The following is a 16,241-nucleotide window of genomic DNA, read 5'->3' on the forward strand; positions in this document are numbered from 1 at the left end:
CTCGGCCTCCACGTGTTGCGCCATGCGCTCGCTGATATTCTTCAGGGTTTTTTCAAACGCCTGGCGCATGGCATCCATGTCACCGCTGCGGCTGGCCGTACCGAGCATATCGACATCCGCAGCCATCTGGCTTTGCAACGACTCGGATCGCTCAACAGAGCGTTCGCCGCCACGGGTGACATCGACCAACAGATCTTCGAACCCGCCGAGGCGGTCGCGCAATGTATCGAGGAAGTCGCTGGTTTGCAGGCGCTCCTGGCGCACGCGGCTGTCGATACTGTCCATTTCGCGCGTCAGCTCGCGCATCAGCGCCTGCGCCTGGTCAATCACAGTGACGTTGGGCAACGCATCGCGCAGTGCTTTACTGCGCACCTGGGAGCCGTTGATCACATCGATGTGATCCACCAGCCTGTGCACCAGGTTCGTGAACAGCTCGAGGAAATGGTCGTAGTCGTCACTGTCAGTGGCGCGACGCTTGAACAGGCTACGCACCCCGCCATTCCGCGACTGGCGCGCAGCCACCTCCTTCAGCGCCTCTGTGGCGGACGCAAGCAATTCGCCGAGTGCCTGTTGACGGGCGCCCTGGGATGACTCTCCGGAAATCTTGCGCACCAGGTCAGTCATTCGCTGGTGGTTTTCGGTGCGCAGGGGCATGGCTTTGATGATTGAAGAGAGCCCGGAAAGGTCGTGTGTGGCAGGCAGCGCGTTGCCGTTGTCCGGCGACTCCCCGGTGACAGTCATCACCACCTTGGCAAGGTGGTCGGAAGCCGCGGCCAGCTCGCGGCCGTCCGCGTTGTCGTGAATCAGCCGGCGAATGCGCGCAAGAGCCTCGTCAATGGTGTCGCTATTGCCCTCTGCCATACGCGCCAGACGCAGTGTAAGACGGGTAAGGGCTTCTGTGCGCTGCATAGTGTTATCCGTTCAGCGGTTCTCGTTACACGCTTTCGTCGAGCGCGACGTCCAGATAGTAAACAAAAGCGAGAATCTCAGCGACCGTAATATAAAGGCTTTCTGGTATTTCGTCACCTATGGGTATCTGACACAGCAGATCCACCAGCTTCTGGTTCTCATAAAGCGGAATATCGTGTTCGTTAGCGAGCGCCCGAATGCGCTCCGCCAACACGCCTTCACCGCTCGCGACCACCGTGGGTGCGCCGACACCGGTATAGCGCAGCGCGGCCGCGCGTGAGGGTGGCAGATTATCGCGCCAATCACTCATGCGCGCAGGTCCAGCGAGGTCGACCGCTCAGGTGGCGAACCGGCCGCGGCGCCCGGCGCGCGACTGACCAACCCCGCCAGGGTCAGACCCCTGTTTTCCAGCGCGGTCTCCAACAGCCGGCTGCTCGCCTGCACAAGACGCCGAACGGCAGGCTGGTCGCTGACCACCTCCACCGCCAACTGCCCTTGTGTCAGCCGCGCCTCCACCGCAATGTGGCCGAGCCTCGGCAGGTCCAGGTTAAGTTGCAGACGCCAGCGCTCCTGATCTTCTTCATCGCCGGGCTCCCGGGGTTCGCGCTCAAGCTGCAGTTGCAGCTGCCGGTATTCCTCCTGCCAGAGAAAAGGCAGGGTAAACGCCCAGCTGCGCACAGCGGCTGTGTCCGCCGGCAAGGAGGCCAGTTGGTTGGCGGTAATCGCCGTCAGCGCCGTCTCGAGCTCCTGGCGCAGTGCGAGTAGCGCCGCAGCATCAGACGCTCGCGTGGGAATGGCGTTGACCTGCTCAAGCCGCGCATCAACCTGGGCAAGAACGCGGGCGAGACTGGATTTCATGTCAGCGGGCGGCGGGGCAGTACCGGGCGGCTTGCCGGCGCTGTGTAACAGCTGGGCTTCGCTGAACGTGCCCGACGCGGCAACCGCTGCACGCAAGCCCGCTGGCTGTACCAGCTGTGCCGGAGTGGCAACAGAGCGCAACAGCTGCCGCACCAGTACCAGGCTTTCTGCAGGCAGCGCGCGCAGGGCGCCCTCCGCCGGCTGCAGCAGGGTCACCACGCGGGCAAGTGCGTTTACCGTTTCCGTGCCGGATACTGCCGCCCCCAGCAGGCGCACATTGCCGCCATGCTCCGCCGCCGCGGTACCACCGGGCGGGCTGATAATGCGCAGCACCGCCAGTGGCTGCAGCTGGCGTACTTCCAGCAGCAGACGTGCGCCCTGTTGCACGGGAATGTCCGCTGTTGCCGTGATTTGCAATCCACCCACCCGCAACACCAGCTCGCCCGAAGGGCGCTGACCGGAAACCAGTGCCGACAACGTTTGGCCGACCTGCCAGTTCTTCAGCCAGAGGCCGAAGTTCTTCTGGTCGGTGCGGGCAGCGGTCAAGGCCAGCTGAATATCTTCCACGTTATCGCTTCACCGGTCGGGGATCACGCCGAATGTAGCATGAAACCCGGGTCACTCGCACAGCGAGAGTGCTGACGCGAGCGTGAGTTTGTCTGTATACTTCTGCGGCGCAGGGAGTTTGGTATTACAAGCGGAATTGAGGCGGTTCGCCTCCTGAAGACCCCGGAGATACGGCTTTATGGATCTGGCTACACTGCTCGGACTGGTGGGCGCCATGGGCGTGGTCATGGCAGCGATCATTACCGGCGGCTCTCCGATTATCTTCATGAACGTGCCCTCCATCCTCATCGTCCTGGGTGGTACCGCGCTGGTGGTGATGATGAAGTTCACCCTGGGGCAGTTTTTCGGGGCCTTCAAGGTGGCAGCCCGCGCGTTCACGTTCAAGCTGGACGAACCGGAAGCGCTGATCGCAACCGTTGTTGAACTGGCAACAATCGCCCGCAAGGAAGGCATGCTGGCGCTGGAAAACGCCGAGATCAACAACGAATTCCTGCGCGATGGGGTGCGCATGTTGATTGACGGCAACAACCGCGAGGTGGTCAGCGCGGTGATGAGCAAGGATCTGCAGCAAACCATCGACCGGCACAAGTGGGGCTCCAAGGTGTTCTCCGCCACCGGCGATGTCGCGCCGGCGATGGGCATGATCGGCACCCTAATCGGCCTGGTACAAATGCTCTCCGCCATGGACGACCCCAAGGCCATCGGCCCCGCCATGGCCGTCGCCCTGCTCACCACGCTCTACGGCGCGGTGCTCGCCAACATGGTCGCCATTCCCATTGCCGACAAACTGGATCTGCGCAAGGCACAGGAAGGACGTATCAAGGCCATGTGTATCGATGGCGTGCTCGCCATCCAGGAGGGCCAAAACCCGCGCATCATTGAATCGATGCTGAAAGCCTACCTGGAGCCAAAAGAGCGCAACAAGGAAGCCGCCGAGGCATGATCGACTTCGAGGAAGAAGAGGAGTCCAAACCGGGCGCGCCCATGTGGATGGCAACCTTCGCCGACCTCATGTCGTTGCTTATGTGTTTCTTCGTGCTGCTGCTGTCATTCTCTGAAATGGATGTGCAAAAGTACAAGCAGATCGCCGGCTCGATGAAAAACGCTTTCGGCGTACAACAGCAGGTGAAAGTGGAGGACATTCCCAAGGGCACCAGCATCATCGCCCAGGAGTTCAGCCCCGGCAAGCCGGACCCAAGCCTGATGGATACCATTCAACAGGTGACCGCAGACACCACAAAACCCTCCCTCGAGGTGGGTAACCCGGACGCCCCGCCACGCGACCTCAGCGATGACGAGGCACGAGAGATCGTCCAGCAGGAACTCGAATCCCTGTTGCTGGAAACCCAGCAGGACGCGGAGAAGCTGCGCGAAATCCTCAAGGAGGAGCTGGATACGGGAAAAGTCGACATCGAAACAAACCAGCGCTCCATCGTCGTGCGGATCCGCGAGAATGGCTCCTTCCCATCGGGCTCCGCTGTATTGAACCAGGATTTTCTGCCCACCATGGAGCGCCTGCGGGACGCACTGGCGACCATTTCCGGCAAGATCTCCGTCGAGGGGCACACCGACGATGTGCCCATCAGCGGCGGCCAGTTCCGCTCCAACTGGGACCTGTCCGCCAGCCGGGCACTGTCCGTCACCCATGAATTGCTCGAAGGCGGCGTGCTCTCCGACGAGCGCATTGTGGTAGTCGGCTACGCCGATACACGCCCTTTCACCTTCAACGACAACCCCGCCGGCCGGGCGCTGAACCGGCGCGTGGAACTGGTGATTCGACAGGGTGCCGAAACCGCCGAAGAGACCGGCCTTGACAACATCCTTGAAGGCAGCCCGGAAATTCTGGATATTCTGGGTGTAGGGGCAGGGCGCTGAACCGCAACACCATTTCCTTTGGATAAACAGATCATGACGACACCCCGCAGCGAGCGCAGGAAGTACTACCGGATCAACGATGATGTCCTCCTGCATTACCGGGTGGACGTCAGCAGCGACGACGATGCCTCACCGGGTGTTCAGCTTGAGGTTGCCACCGGGGCCATTCTCGCCGAGATAGACCGCGAGCTGAACCACACTATCAACCGGATATGGGCTCGCGACCCAGATGTCGGCCGCGCGCTCGGTCTGCTCAATCGCAAGATCTCGGTGCTGGGCTCCCTTACCGCCCCCACGGAAAGCGGTGCGGAGTCGGTGTCTTACCAGCGAACGACTGTGAACCTCAGCGGCAGTGGAATCGCCTTCGAAGCGACTGAGCGGTTGCCGGAGGGCACCGCAGTCATCATCGAAATTGGCCTGCTGCCGTCTCAGTCCAGTCTGCGCTTGCAGGGCCGGGTTGTGGCGTCACCGGAAGCGGTGACAAACGGCAGCGGCTACTGGACGCGGGTCGAGTTCGATGAGGACCTGGATCAACAGGAAGAGCTGATCCGCCATGTTGTGCAGAAGCAGGGCATGCTGCTGGCAGACAACCGCTGATCAACAGCGCTCGTCGATGTTACCGCCCAGGCGCTTTTTCCTCGACGCGGTGTCCGATACCGGGGGCGCCTCACTCTCGTCTTCAGGCGCCTGCTTGACCCGCCTTTTTGGCTTGTCGTCGCGCTTGATTGGCCGTATTCGCGTCAGGGGTGTAAGCCCCCGGTCATCCACGGGTTCCACCATGTCAGTTCTCCCAATGGCACCAGCCCGGGGTTAGCGGGCCTGCAACCGCTCGTCGTTTACGCCTGCCTCCAACGCCAGCACCACTAACACGACACGCCGGTTCTCGGCTCTTCCGGCTTCGGTCTCATTGCTCGCTGCCGGGTTTTGCTCCCCAAAGGCTACCGCAGAGAGACGGGCGGGATCAATGCCGCTGCTTTCGAACAATCGGACTACCGACGACGCGCGCGCGGCGGACAACTCCCAATTGGAGGGGAACAGGTCATTGCGAATGGGCACATTGTCGGTATATCCCTCCACCCGCACGCGGTTGGGAATGGGTGCCAATACGCCAGCAAGGCGACTCAGCACCGGCACCGCACGCGCCAGCAGTACGCCGCTACCGCTGGGAAACAGCAGCGTCGAATCGATTTCCAGCTCCACCCAGCCATCGTCCACAGCCACGCGTACCTGCCGGGAGGCCAGCTCATTTGCCACTTCCCCACTCAGGCTGCCCGCCAGAGCATTGAGGTCGGCTCCGCCCTCCTCTGCCTCATCGGTGCCGGATGGTATGCGCAGGGGTACTGAAATCGAGTTCTGCGCCAGCGCCTTCGGCACCTGCTCCGCCGGCACCGCGGTGCGCACCAGTTCGCCGAACTGAATCGGGTCCAGCGAGCGCTGGGGAGCGCCAAACGCTGTCACGATCGAGTCAGACAACACTCGGTAGCTCCCCTCGTTGGCCGTGGACAGGGAGTACATCACCACGAAGAACGCAAACAGCAGGGTAATGAAATCCGCATACGACACCAGCCAGCGATCCTGGCTATCGGAGATTTCGGGTGGGCGACGGCGGCGCATGGGCTACTGCAGGTACCCTTCCAGCTTGCTGCGAATCGCACGCGGGTTGTCGCCATCGGCAATCATGACAATGCCGTCGATGACCATCTCCTGATACTGCAACTGGTCCGCCGCAATCGACTTCAGCTTGTTGGCGATGGGCAGGAAAAACAGGTTGGCAAAGCCCACCCCGTAGATGGTGGCGACAAACGCCACCGCAATACCAGAACCCAACTCCGCGGGGTCCGACAGGTTCTGCATGACATGGATCAGGCCGAGCACAGCGCCGAGAATACCGATAGTCGGCGAATAGCCCCCCATAGCCTCGTACACGCGCGCCGCACGTGCCTCACGCACATGGGCGTTGTCGACCTGCACTTCCAGAACACTGCGGATGACATCGGGGTCAAAGCCATCCACCAGCAGGCCGAGGCCCTTGTTCACAAACGCATCGGATCCTCCGGCGGTGAGCTTTTCCAGCGCCAGCAGACCATCGCGACGCGCGGAGCGACTCCAGCCCAGCACATCTTCCATCAGGGCTTCACGCAGAAATTTTGGCGGAAACAGAATCCAGCGCAGACGCCGCAAAGCCAGGGCAAAATCCGCCAGCGGCGTTTGCACCATCACCGCACCGAGGGTACCCCCGGCCACAATCATGAAAGCCGTGAGCTGCATGAGGGCGCCCACCTTGCCACCCTCGAGCATGTTGCCGACCACGATCACGCCCACCGCCAGCGTTACCCCGAGCAGGGTGAGCATGTCGAAAGACACTCTGGGTGAACCGGGTTTCCCCGCCACTAGACGCTCCTCACTCTTTCCAGACTTCCAGGGTGACACGCAGGCGGGCCACCGCCTGACCGTGCAACTGCGATACCCGTGACTCGGACACACCGAGCACCAGGCCGATCTCCTTCAGGTTCAAGCCGTCGCCATAATACAACGACATCATCAATTGTTCCTTTTCCGGGAGCAGCGCAACCGCCTGTTGCAGCGCTTCATGAAAGCCCGCCTCGCCCACCTGGCGCAAGGGGTCGCCGAGCTCATCGCCCGCCGATGACGCCACATCGTCATCCAGCTGGCACATGCGCGCGCAGGCGAGCTCACCCGCCAGGCTCTGGTATTCCTCCAGCGACAGCGACAGTTCCGCGGCAATTTCCGCCTCGCGGGCCGGCCGGCCCTCCCGCAGGCTTACGCTGTTGATTGCCTGGGCGACCCGAGTCAGGTTGCTCTGCACGCTGCGCGGCAGCCAGTCGCTACCGCGCAGTTCATCGAGCATGGCGCCCTTGATACGAATACCGGCGTAGGTGGCAAAACTGGCACCCTGCTCCGGGTCATGCTGCGCGCGCGCCTGTAACAGGCCAATCAACCCTGCCTGCATAAGGTCGTCCAGCTCAATACTGGCCGGCAGTTTGGCCGCCAGACGCAGGGCAATCTGTTTGACCAGCGGCAGATACTCCCGCACCAGCCCATCGGCACTGGTCTGCGCAACGTGTTGATAAGCCGCGGTGCGATCCATAAGCCGGCGTCAGCCCGTTTTCTCCCTGGCAGCCAGCATGCGCTCGATAAAAAACGACATCCCGCCCCCCATCTGTTGCGGTGGCTCCGCCTGAATGCGCCTGGCAATGTCCTGCAGGGCGCGCGCCGAAGAGGAACGCGGATACTCCAGCACCACGGCGCGCTGCGCCTGCACGGCCTTGCGCAGGAAGTTGTCTCGCGGCACACTGCCCAGCCAGCGCACATTGACATCGAGGTAGGTATCGGTGGCGTTGCACAGCTTGGCGAGCAGCTGCCGACCCTGCAGTTCGGAATCCATCATGTTGGCCAGAATATCGAAGCGCTTGACGCCACAATCGCGGTTGAGCACCTTGATCAGTGCGTAGGCGTCGGTCAGCGAGGTGGGCTCGTCACAGACCACGACAATCACTCGCTGGCAGGCACTGGTGAATGTGAGCACAGCTGTATCAATACCGGCACCCGTATCCACGATGAGGGTGTCCACCGGCTGCTCCAGTTCGCTGAACGCCTGCACCAGGCCGGCCTGCTCGGCGGGCGACAGGTTGGCCATACGGGCTACACCGGAGCTCGCCGGGACGACGGTGATGCCCCCGGGCCCGGTGAGAAGAATGTCCTGCAGGGTTTTTTCGCCGGACAATACCTGGCTGATATCCCACCGCGGGCGCAGCCCCAATGCAATATCAACATTGGCCAGGCTGAGGTCGGCATCGAACAACAGAACTGACTGCCCTTGCTGGGCGAGTGCCACGGCAAGGTTCACGGAGACATTGGTCTTACCCACCCCCCCCTTTCCACTGGTTACTGCAATAACATTCGTGGGGGCTTTCTCGCCCATGTCAGGTTTTCCTGTTGTTCATTCAACTCGCCATGGCTGTAATGCCAGCCCTTGATGGCGGCGCCGTATCCGCACGCCGCCGCTGCCGCAGCCAATCCGCCGCAAGGACAATCAACTCCCCTGCCCTGGCCGGCTGCAGGTCATCTGGCACTCGCTGCCCGCTGCTGGTATACGCCACCGGCAACTGGGCGCGAATCAGGGTGTCCAGAATACCACCCAAACCCGCTGCCTCGTCCAGCTTGGTGATGATAGCACCGCTCAAGCCCTGCATTCCAAGAGAATGCACCAGCTCGCGGGTCTGGGCCACGCCGGCGGAGGCCGAAATCACGGCCAGCACGGAGACCGGAATGGGGCTGGCGCGCAACAGCTCTATCTGGCTCAACAGTCGGGGGTCACGCTGACCCATGCCTGCCGTGTCGACAAAGATGTGACGGCGATTGCGGAAATCACGCAGTGCGGCATGCAGCTGAGGGCCATCGCTGACGCTGAGCAGCGGTACATCCAGCAGCTCGGCGAACGTTGCCAGCTGTTCCTGGCCGCCGATGCGGTACTGATCCATAGTGATCAGGCCGACCTGCTCGCGACCGTGAGTGAGCGCGGCACGCCCGGCCAGCTTGGCAATAGTGGAGGTTTTACCGACACCGGTTGTGCCTATGCAGGCGACCACCCTGGTGCCGCCGGGCAGGCCATCCGGCAGCGTGAGCAAGCGCGCCTCCAGCGCCGCCAGCGTGCGCTGCCAGAGCACCTCCAGCCCACCGCTGGACGGCAGGGCGTCGGTAATACCTTCACTGAGCGCGCGCGAGAAGCCCATGCGCGCCAGCCGCTGGTTCAGTGTGGCACGAACCGGGGTCTTGGCGGCACTGTCGCGCCAGTTCCGCTGCTGCAGCTCAGACTCCAGCAGAGAGCGCAGGTTGGCCAGCTCGTTCTGCAACTGCACCATTCCCAGCTCGTTCTCGACTGCAGGCGGAGCGGCGGCCGGGCGCTCACTCTCCGCCGCAGCCTGTTCCACCGCCTCCAGGTTACAGGCTGCTACCACCTCGACGCCATCGGCAACCCGGCGATTGCTGAGGATGACCGCCTCCGCACCGAGTTCCTCGCGCACCAGCGCCAACGCGCTGCGGCTGTCACGGGCACTGAATCTACGTATGTTCATCATTTCGCTCCCTGTAGCGCACCGGCGCTACCGCCAATGGTGGCAACCACCTTGATCGTTTTTGTCGACGGTACTTCGTCGTAGGCCAGTATGTAGAAGTTCGCCATCCGCCCACGCAGCAGGCGCGACAGGAACAGACGAATGTTGCCGGCTACCAGCAGCACCGGGTTTTTGCCTTCGGCTTCAAGTTTTGCCGAGGCCGACAACACCTGGCGAATCACGCTGTCGAGCAGGGACGGCTCAAGCCCGCCCGCACCCTGCTGAATAGACCCAAGCAAAATCTGTTCCAGTTTGGAGTCGAGCGCCATGACAGACATCTCGTCCCCGGTACCATTGATGCCCTGAAAGATGGAGGGACCCAGCGCGATGCGCACCTTGGCGGTCAAAGCGTCAGAATCCTGACCCTTGCCCGACTGATCCGCCAGTGCTTCGGCGATTGTGCGCATGTCGCGCACCGGGATGCCCTCCTCCAGCAGGTTCTGCAACACCCGGGTCACTTCGCCCAGCGACATGGCGCTGGGCACGAGGTTTTCCACCAGTTTGGGTGACGAGCGGGCGAGCTTGTCCAGCAACTGCTGCACACCGTCCTGACCGATCAGTTCACGCGCATGATTTTTCAGCAGCTGACTCAGGTGGGTGGCGATCACGGTGCTGCTGTCCACCACGGTGTAGCCCTTGGTCTGGGCGTCTCCGCGCTGACCGGGGTCGATCCACACGGCGTCCAGGCCGAAGGTCGGGTCGCGCGTGGCCACTCCTTCGAGGTCGCCAAAGGTCTGCCCGGGGTTGATGGCCAACTCGCGGCCGGGGAACACCTCGCCCTCCCCCACCACCACGTCGTGCAGACTGATGCGATAAGCATTCGGCGACAGGTCCAGGTTGTCTCGTATGTGCACCGAGTGCACCAGGAAACCGAGTTCCTGGGACAGCTTCTTGCGCACCCCCTTGATGCGACTCAGCAGGTCGCCGCCCTGGTTGCGGTCCACCAGGGATATCAACCGGTAGCCCACTTCCAGGCCAATTTCGTCAACCTCGGCGACATCGTCCCAGCTCAACTCGGCATTTTCCGGCGTGCGCTCGGGGCGCACCGGCTCCGGTTCCGCCACGCCCACCTGCTGCGACTGCCAGCGCAGGTAGCCCATCACACCCAGCAGCGCCGCAATGGGCACGAACACCACACCCGGCATGCCCGGCACGAAGCCGATCAGGCCGATAATACCGGCCGCCACAAACAGGATCCGCGGATTGGAGGTGAGCTGCAGCGTTACCTCGGCACCCATGTCCTGTGCGCTGGAGACGCGAGTCACGATGATTGCCGCAGCGGTGGAGAGCAGCATGGAGGGTATTTGCGCCACCAGGCCGTCACCGATGGTGAGCAGGGTGTAGTTCTGCGCTGCATCCGTCGCGCTCAGGCCGTGCTGCAGCATGCCGATGGCGATACCACCGAGCACGTTGATCAGCAGAATGAGGATGCCGGCAATGGCATCACCGCGCACAAACTTGCTGGCACCGTCCATCGCTCCGTAGAAATCTGCCTCCCGCGACACTTCCTCGCGCCGGCGCAGGGCTTCGTCCTGGCTGATGAGGCCCGCGTTCAGGTCTGCATCGATCGCCATCTGCTTGCCGGGCATGGCATCCAGGGTGAAACGAGCGGTCACTTCCGAGATGCGTCCGGCACCCTTGGTGACCACCACGAAGTTGATTACCACGAGAATCGTGAACAGCACCAGGCCGACCGCATAGCTGCCACCGACCACGAACTCGCCAAAGGCTTCGATCACGCGTCCGGCCGCTGCGGTGCCGGTATGGCCCTCCAGCAACACCACCCGGGTGGAAGCCACGTTCAGGCCCAGCCGCAGCAGCGTGGCGATCAGCAGCACCGTGGGAAACGCGGCAAAATCCAGCGGACGTGACGAATACACCGCGGCCATGAGCACAATAATCGCCAGCGCGATATTGAAGGTGAACAGCAGGTCCAGCACCAGCGGAGGCAGCGGCAATACAATCATTACCAGCATCAGCATCAGCACAACCGGCGTGCCGGCGCCGGTCAGCAATGCCTGCCAGGACAAACCGGTCGCGCCCGGGGCCACTGGCGCGGCGTTTTCAGTCGCCATCAGCGGCATCCTCATTCATCAGGTCTTCATACTCGGAGGGGATTTCCAGCGCCGTGGGGCGCGGCACGTAGTCGGTCGGACCGGCCCGACGCAGCTGGAACAGGTAGGCCAGCACGCGCGCCACGGCGAGATAGAGGCCACGCGGAATTTCCGCGCCAATCTCGGTGGAGGCGTACAATGCACGGGCCAGCAGCGGCGCCTCGAACAGGGGCACCTGGTGGGCGCCGGCCACGCTGCGGATTTGCAGCGCGATCAGGTCGCGACCCTTGGCTACTACGCGCGGCGCACCGTTGCCCTCCGTACTGTAGGCAATGGCGACCGCGTAGTGGGTGGGGTTGGTAATCACCACATCAGCCGTGGGCACATCCGCCATCATGCGTCGCTGGGACACCTCTCGCTGCAGCGTCCGTATGCGTTGCTTGATCTCGGGACGGCCATCGGTTTCCTTCATTTCATCGCGTACTTCCTGGCGCGTCATGCGCAGCTTGCGGTGAAAGTCCCACAGCTCGAACGGCACATCGAACAGGGCGATCAGCGCCATGGAGGCGCTGAGCAACAGCAGGCTCCAGGCGAGCAGCGCAGCAGTCGACTGGCTGGCGGCGCCGGGAGACAGGCTGCTCAATTGCAGAAGGTCGCGCTGCAACAAGCCAAACAGGGCAAAAGTCACCGCGAGTATCAGCAGGAACTTGATCAGGGCCTTGGCCAGCTCCAACAGGCCCTTGAGTGAAAAGACACGCGCCAAACCCTTGACCGGGTTGATCTTGTCGAAGCTGAAGCTCATGGACTCGGCGGAAAATGCCCAGCCTCCCATCAACAGCGGACCGGCGAAAGCCGCCACCAGCGATACCAGCAGGAAAGGCACAAGCAACACCAGGGCCGAGGACATCATGTGCATGAAATGCACCGGCAGGTGCACCGCGTTGAAAGCGAGCTCCCGGTCGGCGGAAAACGCTTCTGTCGCCAGCCGGAACATGCCATCCACCATGCCCGGACCAAGGGTCAACAGGCTCGCCGCAGCGGCCAGCAGAGTGATCGTGGTGTTGAGCTCCTTGGAGCGCGGCACCTGCCCCTTGCGCCGCGCTTCCTGTTTGCGTCGCTCCGTGGGTTCTTCAGTGCGCTCCTGCCCGGACTGCTGCTCGTCTGCCATCAGAACACCATCAGCGTATGTTCAATGCCGGTTTCAAGGAAGCGCCGCATGGCCGACAGGAAAGCGGGCATGCCCAGCAACAGGAAGGCGAAACCGACCAGGATAGTCACCGGAAAACCGACCGCGAAAATATTCAGCTGCGGTGCCGCGCGGGTGATGACTCCCAGCGCAATATTGGTCATCAGCACCGCAGTGAGCGCCGGCAGGGCAAGCACCAGTGCGCTGGCGAAAATGCCGCCCCCCAACCCTGCCAGATTGGCGAAGGTACCGGGATCGAAACCCGGCTGGCCGGGAGGCAGCAGCAGCAGGCTGTCGCCCAGTGCGGCGAGCAACAGCAGGTGGCCGTCGATGGCCAGAAACAGCAGCGTGGAAAGAATCACGTTGAGCTGGCTCACAACGGGCACCTGTACACCGTTCTGCGGATCCACGGACATCGCGAACCCCAGGCCCATGCTCATGGCCAGTGTCTCCCCTGCCACCACCACAGCGGCGAACACCATTTGCATGATAAAACCCATTGCCGCGCCGATCGCGACTTCACGTGCGGCAAGCAGTATGCCTTCCCCGCTAAGCGGGTCAGCCACCGGCGCGGCAGGCATCAGCGGCGCCACCAGCGCCGCAATCAGTACCGCCAGCAGTACCCGGACCCGCACGGTGATGTTCGCCGCGCTGAATACCGGCGCCACCAGCATCAGCGCGGACACCCGCAAAAATGGCCAGTAGTAAAGCTGCATGGCAGCCAGCACCTGGTCGATATCGAGTGGCAGGCCACTCATCCCAGCATCCCCGGAATCTCGGAGTACAAGCGCTGGGTGAAGGTAATCACCACCTGCAGCATCCAGGGGCCAGCAACAAACAGCGCCACCACCAGCGCAATTAGCTTGGGGATGAAGCTCAGGGTCATTTCCTGGATCTGCGTGGCCGCCTGGAAAATACCGATCAGCAAGCCCACGGCCAACGCAGACAGAAGCAACGGCGCCGCCAGCAGCACCGCCAGCCACAGCGCGTCCATCCCCACATCGAGTACGGTTTCCGGTGTCACGCCCTACACCACGAAACTGTTGACCAGCGTGGACGCCACCAGCGTCCAGCCGTCAATCAGTACGAACAGCATGAGTTTAAAGGGCAGCGACACCAGCATCGGCGACAGCATCATCATGCCCATGGACATCAACACGGAGGCGACTACCAGATCGATAATCAAAAACGGAACAAACAGCAGAAAACCTATCTGGAACGCCGTTTTCAACTCGCTGGTCAGGAAGGATGGCAACAGCACCACCATGGGCACATCCTCTGGCGTCTGGAACGGTCCGTAGCCGCCGAGCTCCGCGAACAGCAGCAGGTCATTCTCGCGGGTCTGGCCGAACATGAACTCGCGGAACGGGTCCCGCGCTGCGGCCAGAGCCTGGTCGAAGTCGATGGTCTCGTTCATGTAGGGCAGCAGGGCGTTCTGATAGGCCACATCGAACACCGGTGCCATGATGAACAGGCTGAGAAACAGCGCCAGACCGAGAATGATCTGGTTGGAAGGAGTCTGCGCGGTACCCAGGGCCTGGCGCAGAATGGCGAGCACGATCAGTATCCGCGTGAACGAGGTCATGGTGATCAGAGCCGCCGGCAGCAGCGTCAGCACCGTCATCAGCAGCAGGATCTGGATATTCATCGAATAGTTGCTGCCGCCGCCCGAGGTGGGGGTGACCGAAACCAGTGGAATAGTGGCCTGCGCCTGCGCCAGCCCCGGCAGGAGCAGTACGCCCAGCAACACGGCCGCGCCGGCCCAGAAACATCGCAGCGGCGTTATCATTTGCGCGACCCGAGCGGGTTGACGCTCTGCAGGATGGTGGCGAAATCCGCGCGCTGCGGAGTACTCGCCGTATCGGGCACAACAGGCTCTGCAAAAACATGCAGTGTTCTGACGCTGCCCGGCGCCACACCCAGCAGGATCTGCTCGTCGCCCGCACGCAACAGCACCACGCGCTCGCGGCTGCCGACGCTGGCACTGGCCAGTACCGCCAGCCGGGCGCTGTTGCCGCTGCTGCCACGGCTGAACCGGCGCATCAGATAGAGCATGCCGAGAATGCAGCAGAACACCAGCAGCAGTGAACCAAGCACCTGTACCAGGTAACCGGCGCTGAACAACTGGGGACTGTTCACCGGGCCTTCTTCAGGCGTTCGGAGGGGCTGACCACATCGATCAGACGCAGGCCGAATCGCCCCTCGAGCTCCACCACCTCACCGCGGGCGATCAGGGTGCCGTTCACCATGAGGTCCAGTGGCGCGTTGACCTCGCGGTCCAGTTCCACCAGCGCGCCCTGGTTCAGCGCGAGCAGATCCTTGATGGACATCCGCGTGCGCCCTATTTCCACCGACAGCGTCACCGGCACGTCCAGCAGCAGATCGAAGTTGATCTCGCCGCCGCCTGCACCGCCGCCAGCACCCGGCGACAGCTGCTGCAGGGTTTCGCCCGCGGATTCGCCGGCGGCCTGTTCGTCCTGTTCACTCATCGTTTTATCCTGTGCTTTTACCCGCCGGCGAATCGGTGCCGACAAACCCCGTGATCTTGATAGCCTTGTGCCCCTCGTAAGCGCCGTAGCGGCCGCTGGCCAGGCGCACACCCTCTACGCAGAGGTCCACTTCGTCGGGCACTGCGATGTCGATAACCGAGCCGACGCGAAGACCCAGCACTTCGCCCAGAGTAAGTTCGCGGCTGGCAAGCATCACCGCCACGTCCACTTTCACCGCCGGCAGCTCGCGCCGCAGATGCGGCCCCCAACCCAGCCCCGCTTCATCAGGCGCAGACTTGCGCGGCGCGCTGAAACGCTGCTTCCACGGCTCAAGCGCAGCAAAGGGCACGAGCAGGGCAACGTCCGTGGTCAGCTCATTCAGGGTGACCGCAAAGACCATATGCAACAGCTTGTCGCTGGAGGGCAGGGACGCAATGGCATCGACATGGGGGGCGGTATGTATCTCGCCGGGCTCCAGCACCAGCTTGTCGGCCCAGGCGGCTATCATTGATCCGGTCGCCTGCTCGGCCACGCGCTCGGCCAGCCGCAACTCGCTGGGAGTCAGCACGGCGCGCTGCAGATTGGCCACACTGCCACCGCGCACCCCGCCGAAATAGTCGTTGACCAGCTGCGACAACAGCGGCGCCGGGCACACCACATGGCAAGGCCCGGCCAGCGGTGCCAGCTCCAGCGTGGACACCGCCACACTTTCCGCCAGCGACGCCAGAAGTTCCTCGCAGGAGAGCACGCGCAACCCGGAGGCGGCCACCTCGAACTCGCTGCCGAAGACATCCTCGAGCCCGTGTGCGAGCTGTTCCGCCTGACGCTCCTGCAAAGGCGGCAGCAACGTCAATTGATTGAGCAGCGATTGCTCCCGGGCGGTGAAATCGAAGGCGCGGTAGCCACTGCTGGCAGCGGCAGCGCCACCTGTCAGTGCATCCAGTTCGCCTTCAGAGAGCAGATCGCTGCCAGTCATACCCGACCTATTGCAACACGAACGAGGTGAAATAGACGTCCTGCACGGCGTCTGGCCCGGACAACTTCAGTACCTCATTGACGGCCTTCAAAACATCCTGACGCAGTACTTCCTTGCCCGCGACGGTACGCAACGCATCGAAATCCTGGTCGCTGAGCAGCATGATCAGGCGGTTGCGCACGGCAGGCATGT

Annotated in this window: 20 protein-coding genes and 1 pseudogene; 3 read left to right on the forward strand and 18 right to left on the reverse strand. The window is 62.7% G+C overall.

Annotation, left to right across the window (positions count from 1 at the left end; genetic code table 11):
• The 3 genes and pseudogenes from RJQ10_RS03355 to fliK all read right to left on the reverse strand — a co-directional run.
• Positions 1–909 (reverse strand): annotated as a pseudogene (locus tag RJQ10_RS03355) (hypothetical protein); the annotation flags it as partial.
• A gap of 25 nt (positions 910–934) precedes the next feature.
• Positions 935–1,219 carry an EscU/YscU/HrcU family type III secretion system export apparatus switch protein gene (locus tag RJQ10_RS03360; protein WP_350143622.1) on the reverse strand — a complete coding sequence of 95 codons (285 nt, stop codon included), beginning with the start codon at positions 1,217–1,219 and terminating at the stop codon, positions 935–937.
• Complete coding sequence (gene fliK / locus RJQ10_RS03365) at positions 1,216–2,334, reverse strand: flagellar hook-length control protein FliK (protein ID WP_350143624.1); 1,119 nt, start codon at positions 2,332–2,334, stop codon at positions 1,216–1,218. The genes RJQ10_RS03360 and fliK overlap by 4 nt, the downstream gene beginning before the upstream one ends.
• Before the next feature lie 178 nt (positions 2,335–2,512).
• Between fliK and pomA the strand changes: the two genes are divergently transcribed.
• Genes pomA through RJQ10_RS03380 form a run of 3 tightly spaced genes read left to right on the forward strand, consistent with a single transcriptional unit; the run spans position 2,513 to position 4,806 of the window.
• Positions 2,513–3,277 carry a flagellar motor protein PomA gene (pomA, locus tag RJQ10_RS03370; protein ID WP_350143626.1) on the forward strand — a complete coding sequence of 255 codons (765 nt, stop codon included), beginning with the start codon at positions 2,513–2,515 and terminating at the stop codon, positions 3,275–3,277.
• A complete protein-coding gene (locus RJQ10_RS03375) occupies positions 3,274–4,209 on the forward strand; it encodes a flagellar motor protein MotB (protein WP_350143628.1) in 936 nt (311 codons plus the stop codon). Before pomA ends, RJQ10_RS03375 begins: the two co-directional genes overlap by 4 nt.
• Positions 4,210–4,242: 33 nt before the next feature.
• Entirely contained in the window at positions 4,243–4,806 is a 564-nt protein-coding gene (locus RJQ10_RS03380) for a PilZ domain-containing protein (RefSeq protein WP_350143630.1), read from the forward strand.
• On the opposite strand, the gene RJQ10_RS03385 is transcribed toward RJQ10_RS03380, so the two are convergent.
• The 15 genes from RJQ10_RS03385 to RJQ10_RS03455 all read right to left on the reverse strand — a co-directional run.
• On the reverse strand, positions 4,807–4,989 hold the full coding sequence (locus tag RJQ10_RS03385; protein ID WP_350143632.1) for a hypothetical protein: 183 nt from the start codon (positions 4,987–4,989) through the stop codon (positions 4,807–4,809).
• 30 nt (positions 4,990–5,019) lie between these two features.
• On the reverse strand, positions 5,020–5,823 hold the full coding sequence (motD, locus tag RJQ10_RS03390) for a flagellar motor protein MotD (RefSeq protein ID WP_350143634.1): 804 nt from the start codon (positions 5,821–5,823) through the stop codon (positions 5,020–5,022).
• A 3-nt stretch (positions 5,824–5,826) separates the two neighbouring features.
• Positions 5,827–6,561, reverse strand: a complete 735-nt coding sequence (locus RJQ10_RS03395; protein ID WP_350143657.1) for a flagellar motor protein — start codon at positions 6,559–6,561, stop codon at positions 5,827–5,829.
• A 49-nt stretch (positions 6,562–6,610) separates the two neighbouring features.
• A complete protein-coding gene (locus RJQ10_RS03400) occupies positions 6,611–7,318 on the reverse strand; it encodes an RNA polymerase sigma factor FliA (protein ID WP_350143635.1) in 708 nt (235 codons plus the stop codon).
• A 9-nt stretch (positions 7,319–7,327) separates the two neighbouring features.
• Positions 7,328–8,152, reverse strand: coding sequence for a MinD/ParA family protein (locus RJQ10_RS03405; protein WP_350143637.1), 825 nt, complete (start codon positions 8,150–8,152; stop codon positions 7,328–7,330).
• Positions 8,153–8,174: 22 nt separating this feature from the next.
• Positions 8,175–9,305: a flagellar biosynthesis GTPase FlhF gene (gene flhF / locus RJQ10_RS03410; protein ID WP_350143639.1), complete on the reverse strand. Its 1,131-nt coding sequence runs from the start codon at positions 9,303–9,305 to the stop codon at positions 8,175–8,177.
• Entirely contained in the window at positions 9,305–11,326 is a 2,022-nt protein-coding gene (gene flhA, locus RJQ10_RS03415; RefSeq protein ID WP_350143659.1) for a flagellar biosynthesis protein FlhA, read from the reverse strand. The genes flhF and flhA overlap by 1 nt, the downstream gene beginning before the upstream one ends.
• An 82-nt stretch (positions 11,327–11,408) precedes the next feature.
• The gene (gene flhB / locus RJQ10_RS03420; protein ID WP_350143641.1) at positions 11,409–12,566 is read right to left on the reverse strand and encodes a flagellar biosynthesis protein FlhB; all 1,158 of its coding nucleotides are present in this window, start codon (positions 12,564–12,566) and stop codon (positions 11,409–11,411) included.
• Positions 12,566–13,342, reverse strand: coding sequence for a flagellar biosynthetic protein FliR (gene fliR / locus RJQ10_RS03425; protein ID WP_350143643.1), 777 nt, complete (start codon positions 13,340–13,342; stop codon positions 12,566–12,568). Before fliR ends, flhB begins: the two co-directional genes overlap by 1 nt.
• Entirely contained in the window at positions 13,339–13,608 is a 270-nt protein-coding gene (gene fliQ / locus RJQ10_RS03430; protein WP_350143645.1) for a flagellar biosynthesis protein FliQ, read from the reverse strand. The genes fliR and fliQ overlap by 4 nt, the downstream gene beginning before the upstream one ends.
• A gap of 3 nt (positions 13,609–13,611) precedes the next feature.
• Positions 13,612–14,373, reverse strand: coding sequence for a flagellar type III secretion system pore protein FliP (gene fliP, locus RJQ10_RS03435; protein ID WP_350143647.1), 762 nt, complete (start codon positions 14,371–14,373; stop codon positions 13,612–13,614).
• Positions 14,370–14,723, reverse strand: coding sequence for a flagellar biosynthetic protein FliO (gene fliO / locus RJQ10_RS03440; RefSeq protein WP_350143649.1), 354 nt, complete (start codon positions 14,721–14,723; stop codon positions 14,370–14,372). The genes fliP and fliO overlap by 4 nt, the downstream gene beginning before the upstream one ends.
• The gene (fliN, locus tag RJQ10_RS03445; protein WP_350143651.1) at positions 14,720–15,073 is read right to left on the reverse strand and encodes a flagellar motor switch protein FliN; all 354 of its coding nucleotides are present in this window, start codon (positions 15,071–15,073) and stop codon (positions 14,720–14,722) included. The genes fliO and fliN overlap by 4 nt, the downstream gene beginning before the upstream one ends.
• A 4-nt stretch (positions 15,074–15,077) precedes the next feature.
• Complete coding sequence (locus RJQ10_RS03450) at positions 15,078–16,049, reverse strand: flagellar motor switch protein FliM (protein WP_350143653.1); 972 nt, start codon at positions 16,047–16,049, stop codon at positions 15,078–15,080.
• 7 nt (positions 16,050–16,056) lie between these two features.
• Positions 16,057–16,241: flagellar basal body-associated FliL family protein (locus tag RJQ10_RS03455; protein WP_350143655.1), on the reverse strand; the 185-nt coding region annotated here is incomplete at its 5' end.

It is taken from the genome of Haliea sp., from assembly GCF_040222615.1.
In the GTDB taxonomy this organism is placed as follows: Bacteria; Pseudomonadota; Gammaproteobacteria; order Pseudomonadales; family Halieaceae; genus Haliea.

Coding starts and splice junctions, on each gene's coding strand:
- fliP (WP_350143647.1), bottom strand. CDS start 14,373: ATGATAACGCCGCTGCGATGTTTCTGGGCCGGCGCGGCCGTGTTGCTG.
- RJQ10_RS03400 (WP_350143635.1), bottom strand. CDS start 7,318: ATGGATCGCACCGCGGCTTATCAACACGTTGCGCAGACCAGTGCCGAT.
- RJQ10_RS03375 (WP_350143628.1), top strand. CDS start 3,274: ATGATCGACTTCGAGGAAGAAGAGGAGTCCAAACCGGGCGCGCCCATG.
- fliN (WP_350143651.1), bottom strand. CDS start 15,073: ATGAGTGAACAGGACGAACAGGCCGCCGGCGAATCCGCGGGCGAAACC.
- RJQ10_RS03380 (WP_350143630.1), top strand. CDS start 4,243: ATGACGACACCCCGCAGCGAGCGCAGGAAGTACTACCGGATCAACGAT.
- RJQ10_RS03385 (WP_350143632.1), bottom strand. CDS start 4,989: ATGGTGGAACCCGTGGATGACCGGGGGCTTACACCCCTGACGCGAATA.
- RJQ10_RS03405 (WP_350143637.1), bottom strand. CDS start 8,152: ATGGGCGAGAAAGCCCCCACGAATGTTATTGCAGTAACCAGTGGAAAG.
- flhA (WP_350143659.1), bottom strand. CDS start 11,326: ATGCTGATGCTGGTAATGATTGTATTGCCGCTGCCTCCGCTGGTGCTG.
- flhF (WP_350143639.1), bottom strand. CDS start 9,305: ATGAACATACGTAGATTCAGTGCCCGTGACAGCCGCAGCGCGTTGGCG.
- motD (WP_350143634.1), bottom strand. CDS start 5,823: ATGCGCCGCCGTCGCCCACCCGAAATCTCCGATAGCCAGGATCGCTGG.
- flhB (WP_350143641.1), bottom strand. CDS start 12,566: ATGGCAGACGAGCAGCAGTCCGGGCAGGAGCGCACTGAAGAACCCACG.
- RJQ10_RS03450 (WP_350143653.1), bottom strand. CDS start 16,049: ATGACTGGCAGCGATCTGCTCTCTGAAGGCGAACTGGATGCACTGACA.
- RJQ10_RS03395 (WP_350143657.1), bottom strand. CDS start 6,561: ATGCTCACCCTGCTCGGGGTAACGCTGGCGGTGGGCGTGATCGTGGTC.
- pomA (WP_350143626.1), top strand. CDS start 2,513: ATGGATCTGGCTACACTGCTCGGACTGGTGGGCGCCATGGGCGTGGTC.
- fliR (WP_350143643.1), bottom strand. CDS start 13,342: ATGAGTGGCCTGCCACTCGATATCGACCAGGTGCTGGCTGCCATGCAG.
- RJQ10_RS03360 (WP_350143622.1), bottom strand. CDS start 1,219: ATGAGTGATTGGCGCGATAATCTGCCACCCTCACGCGCGGCCGCGCTG.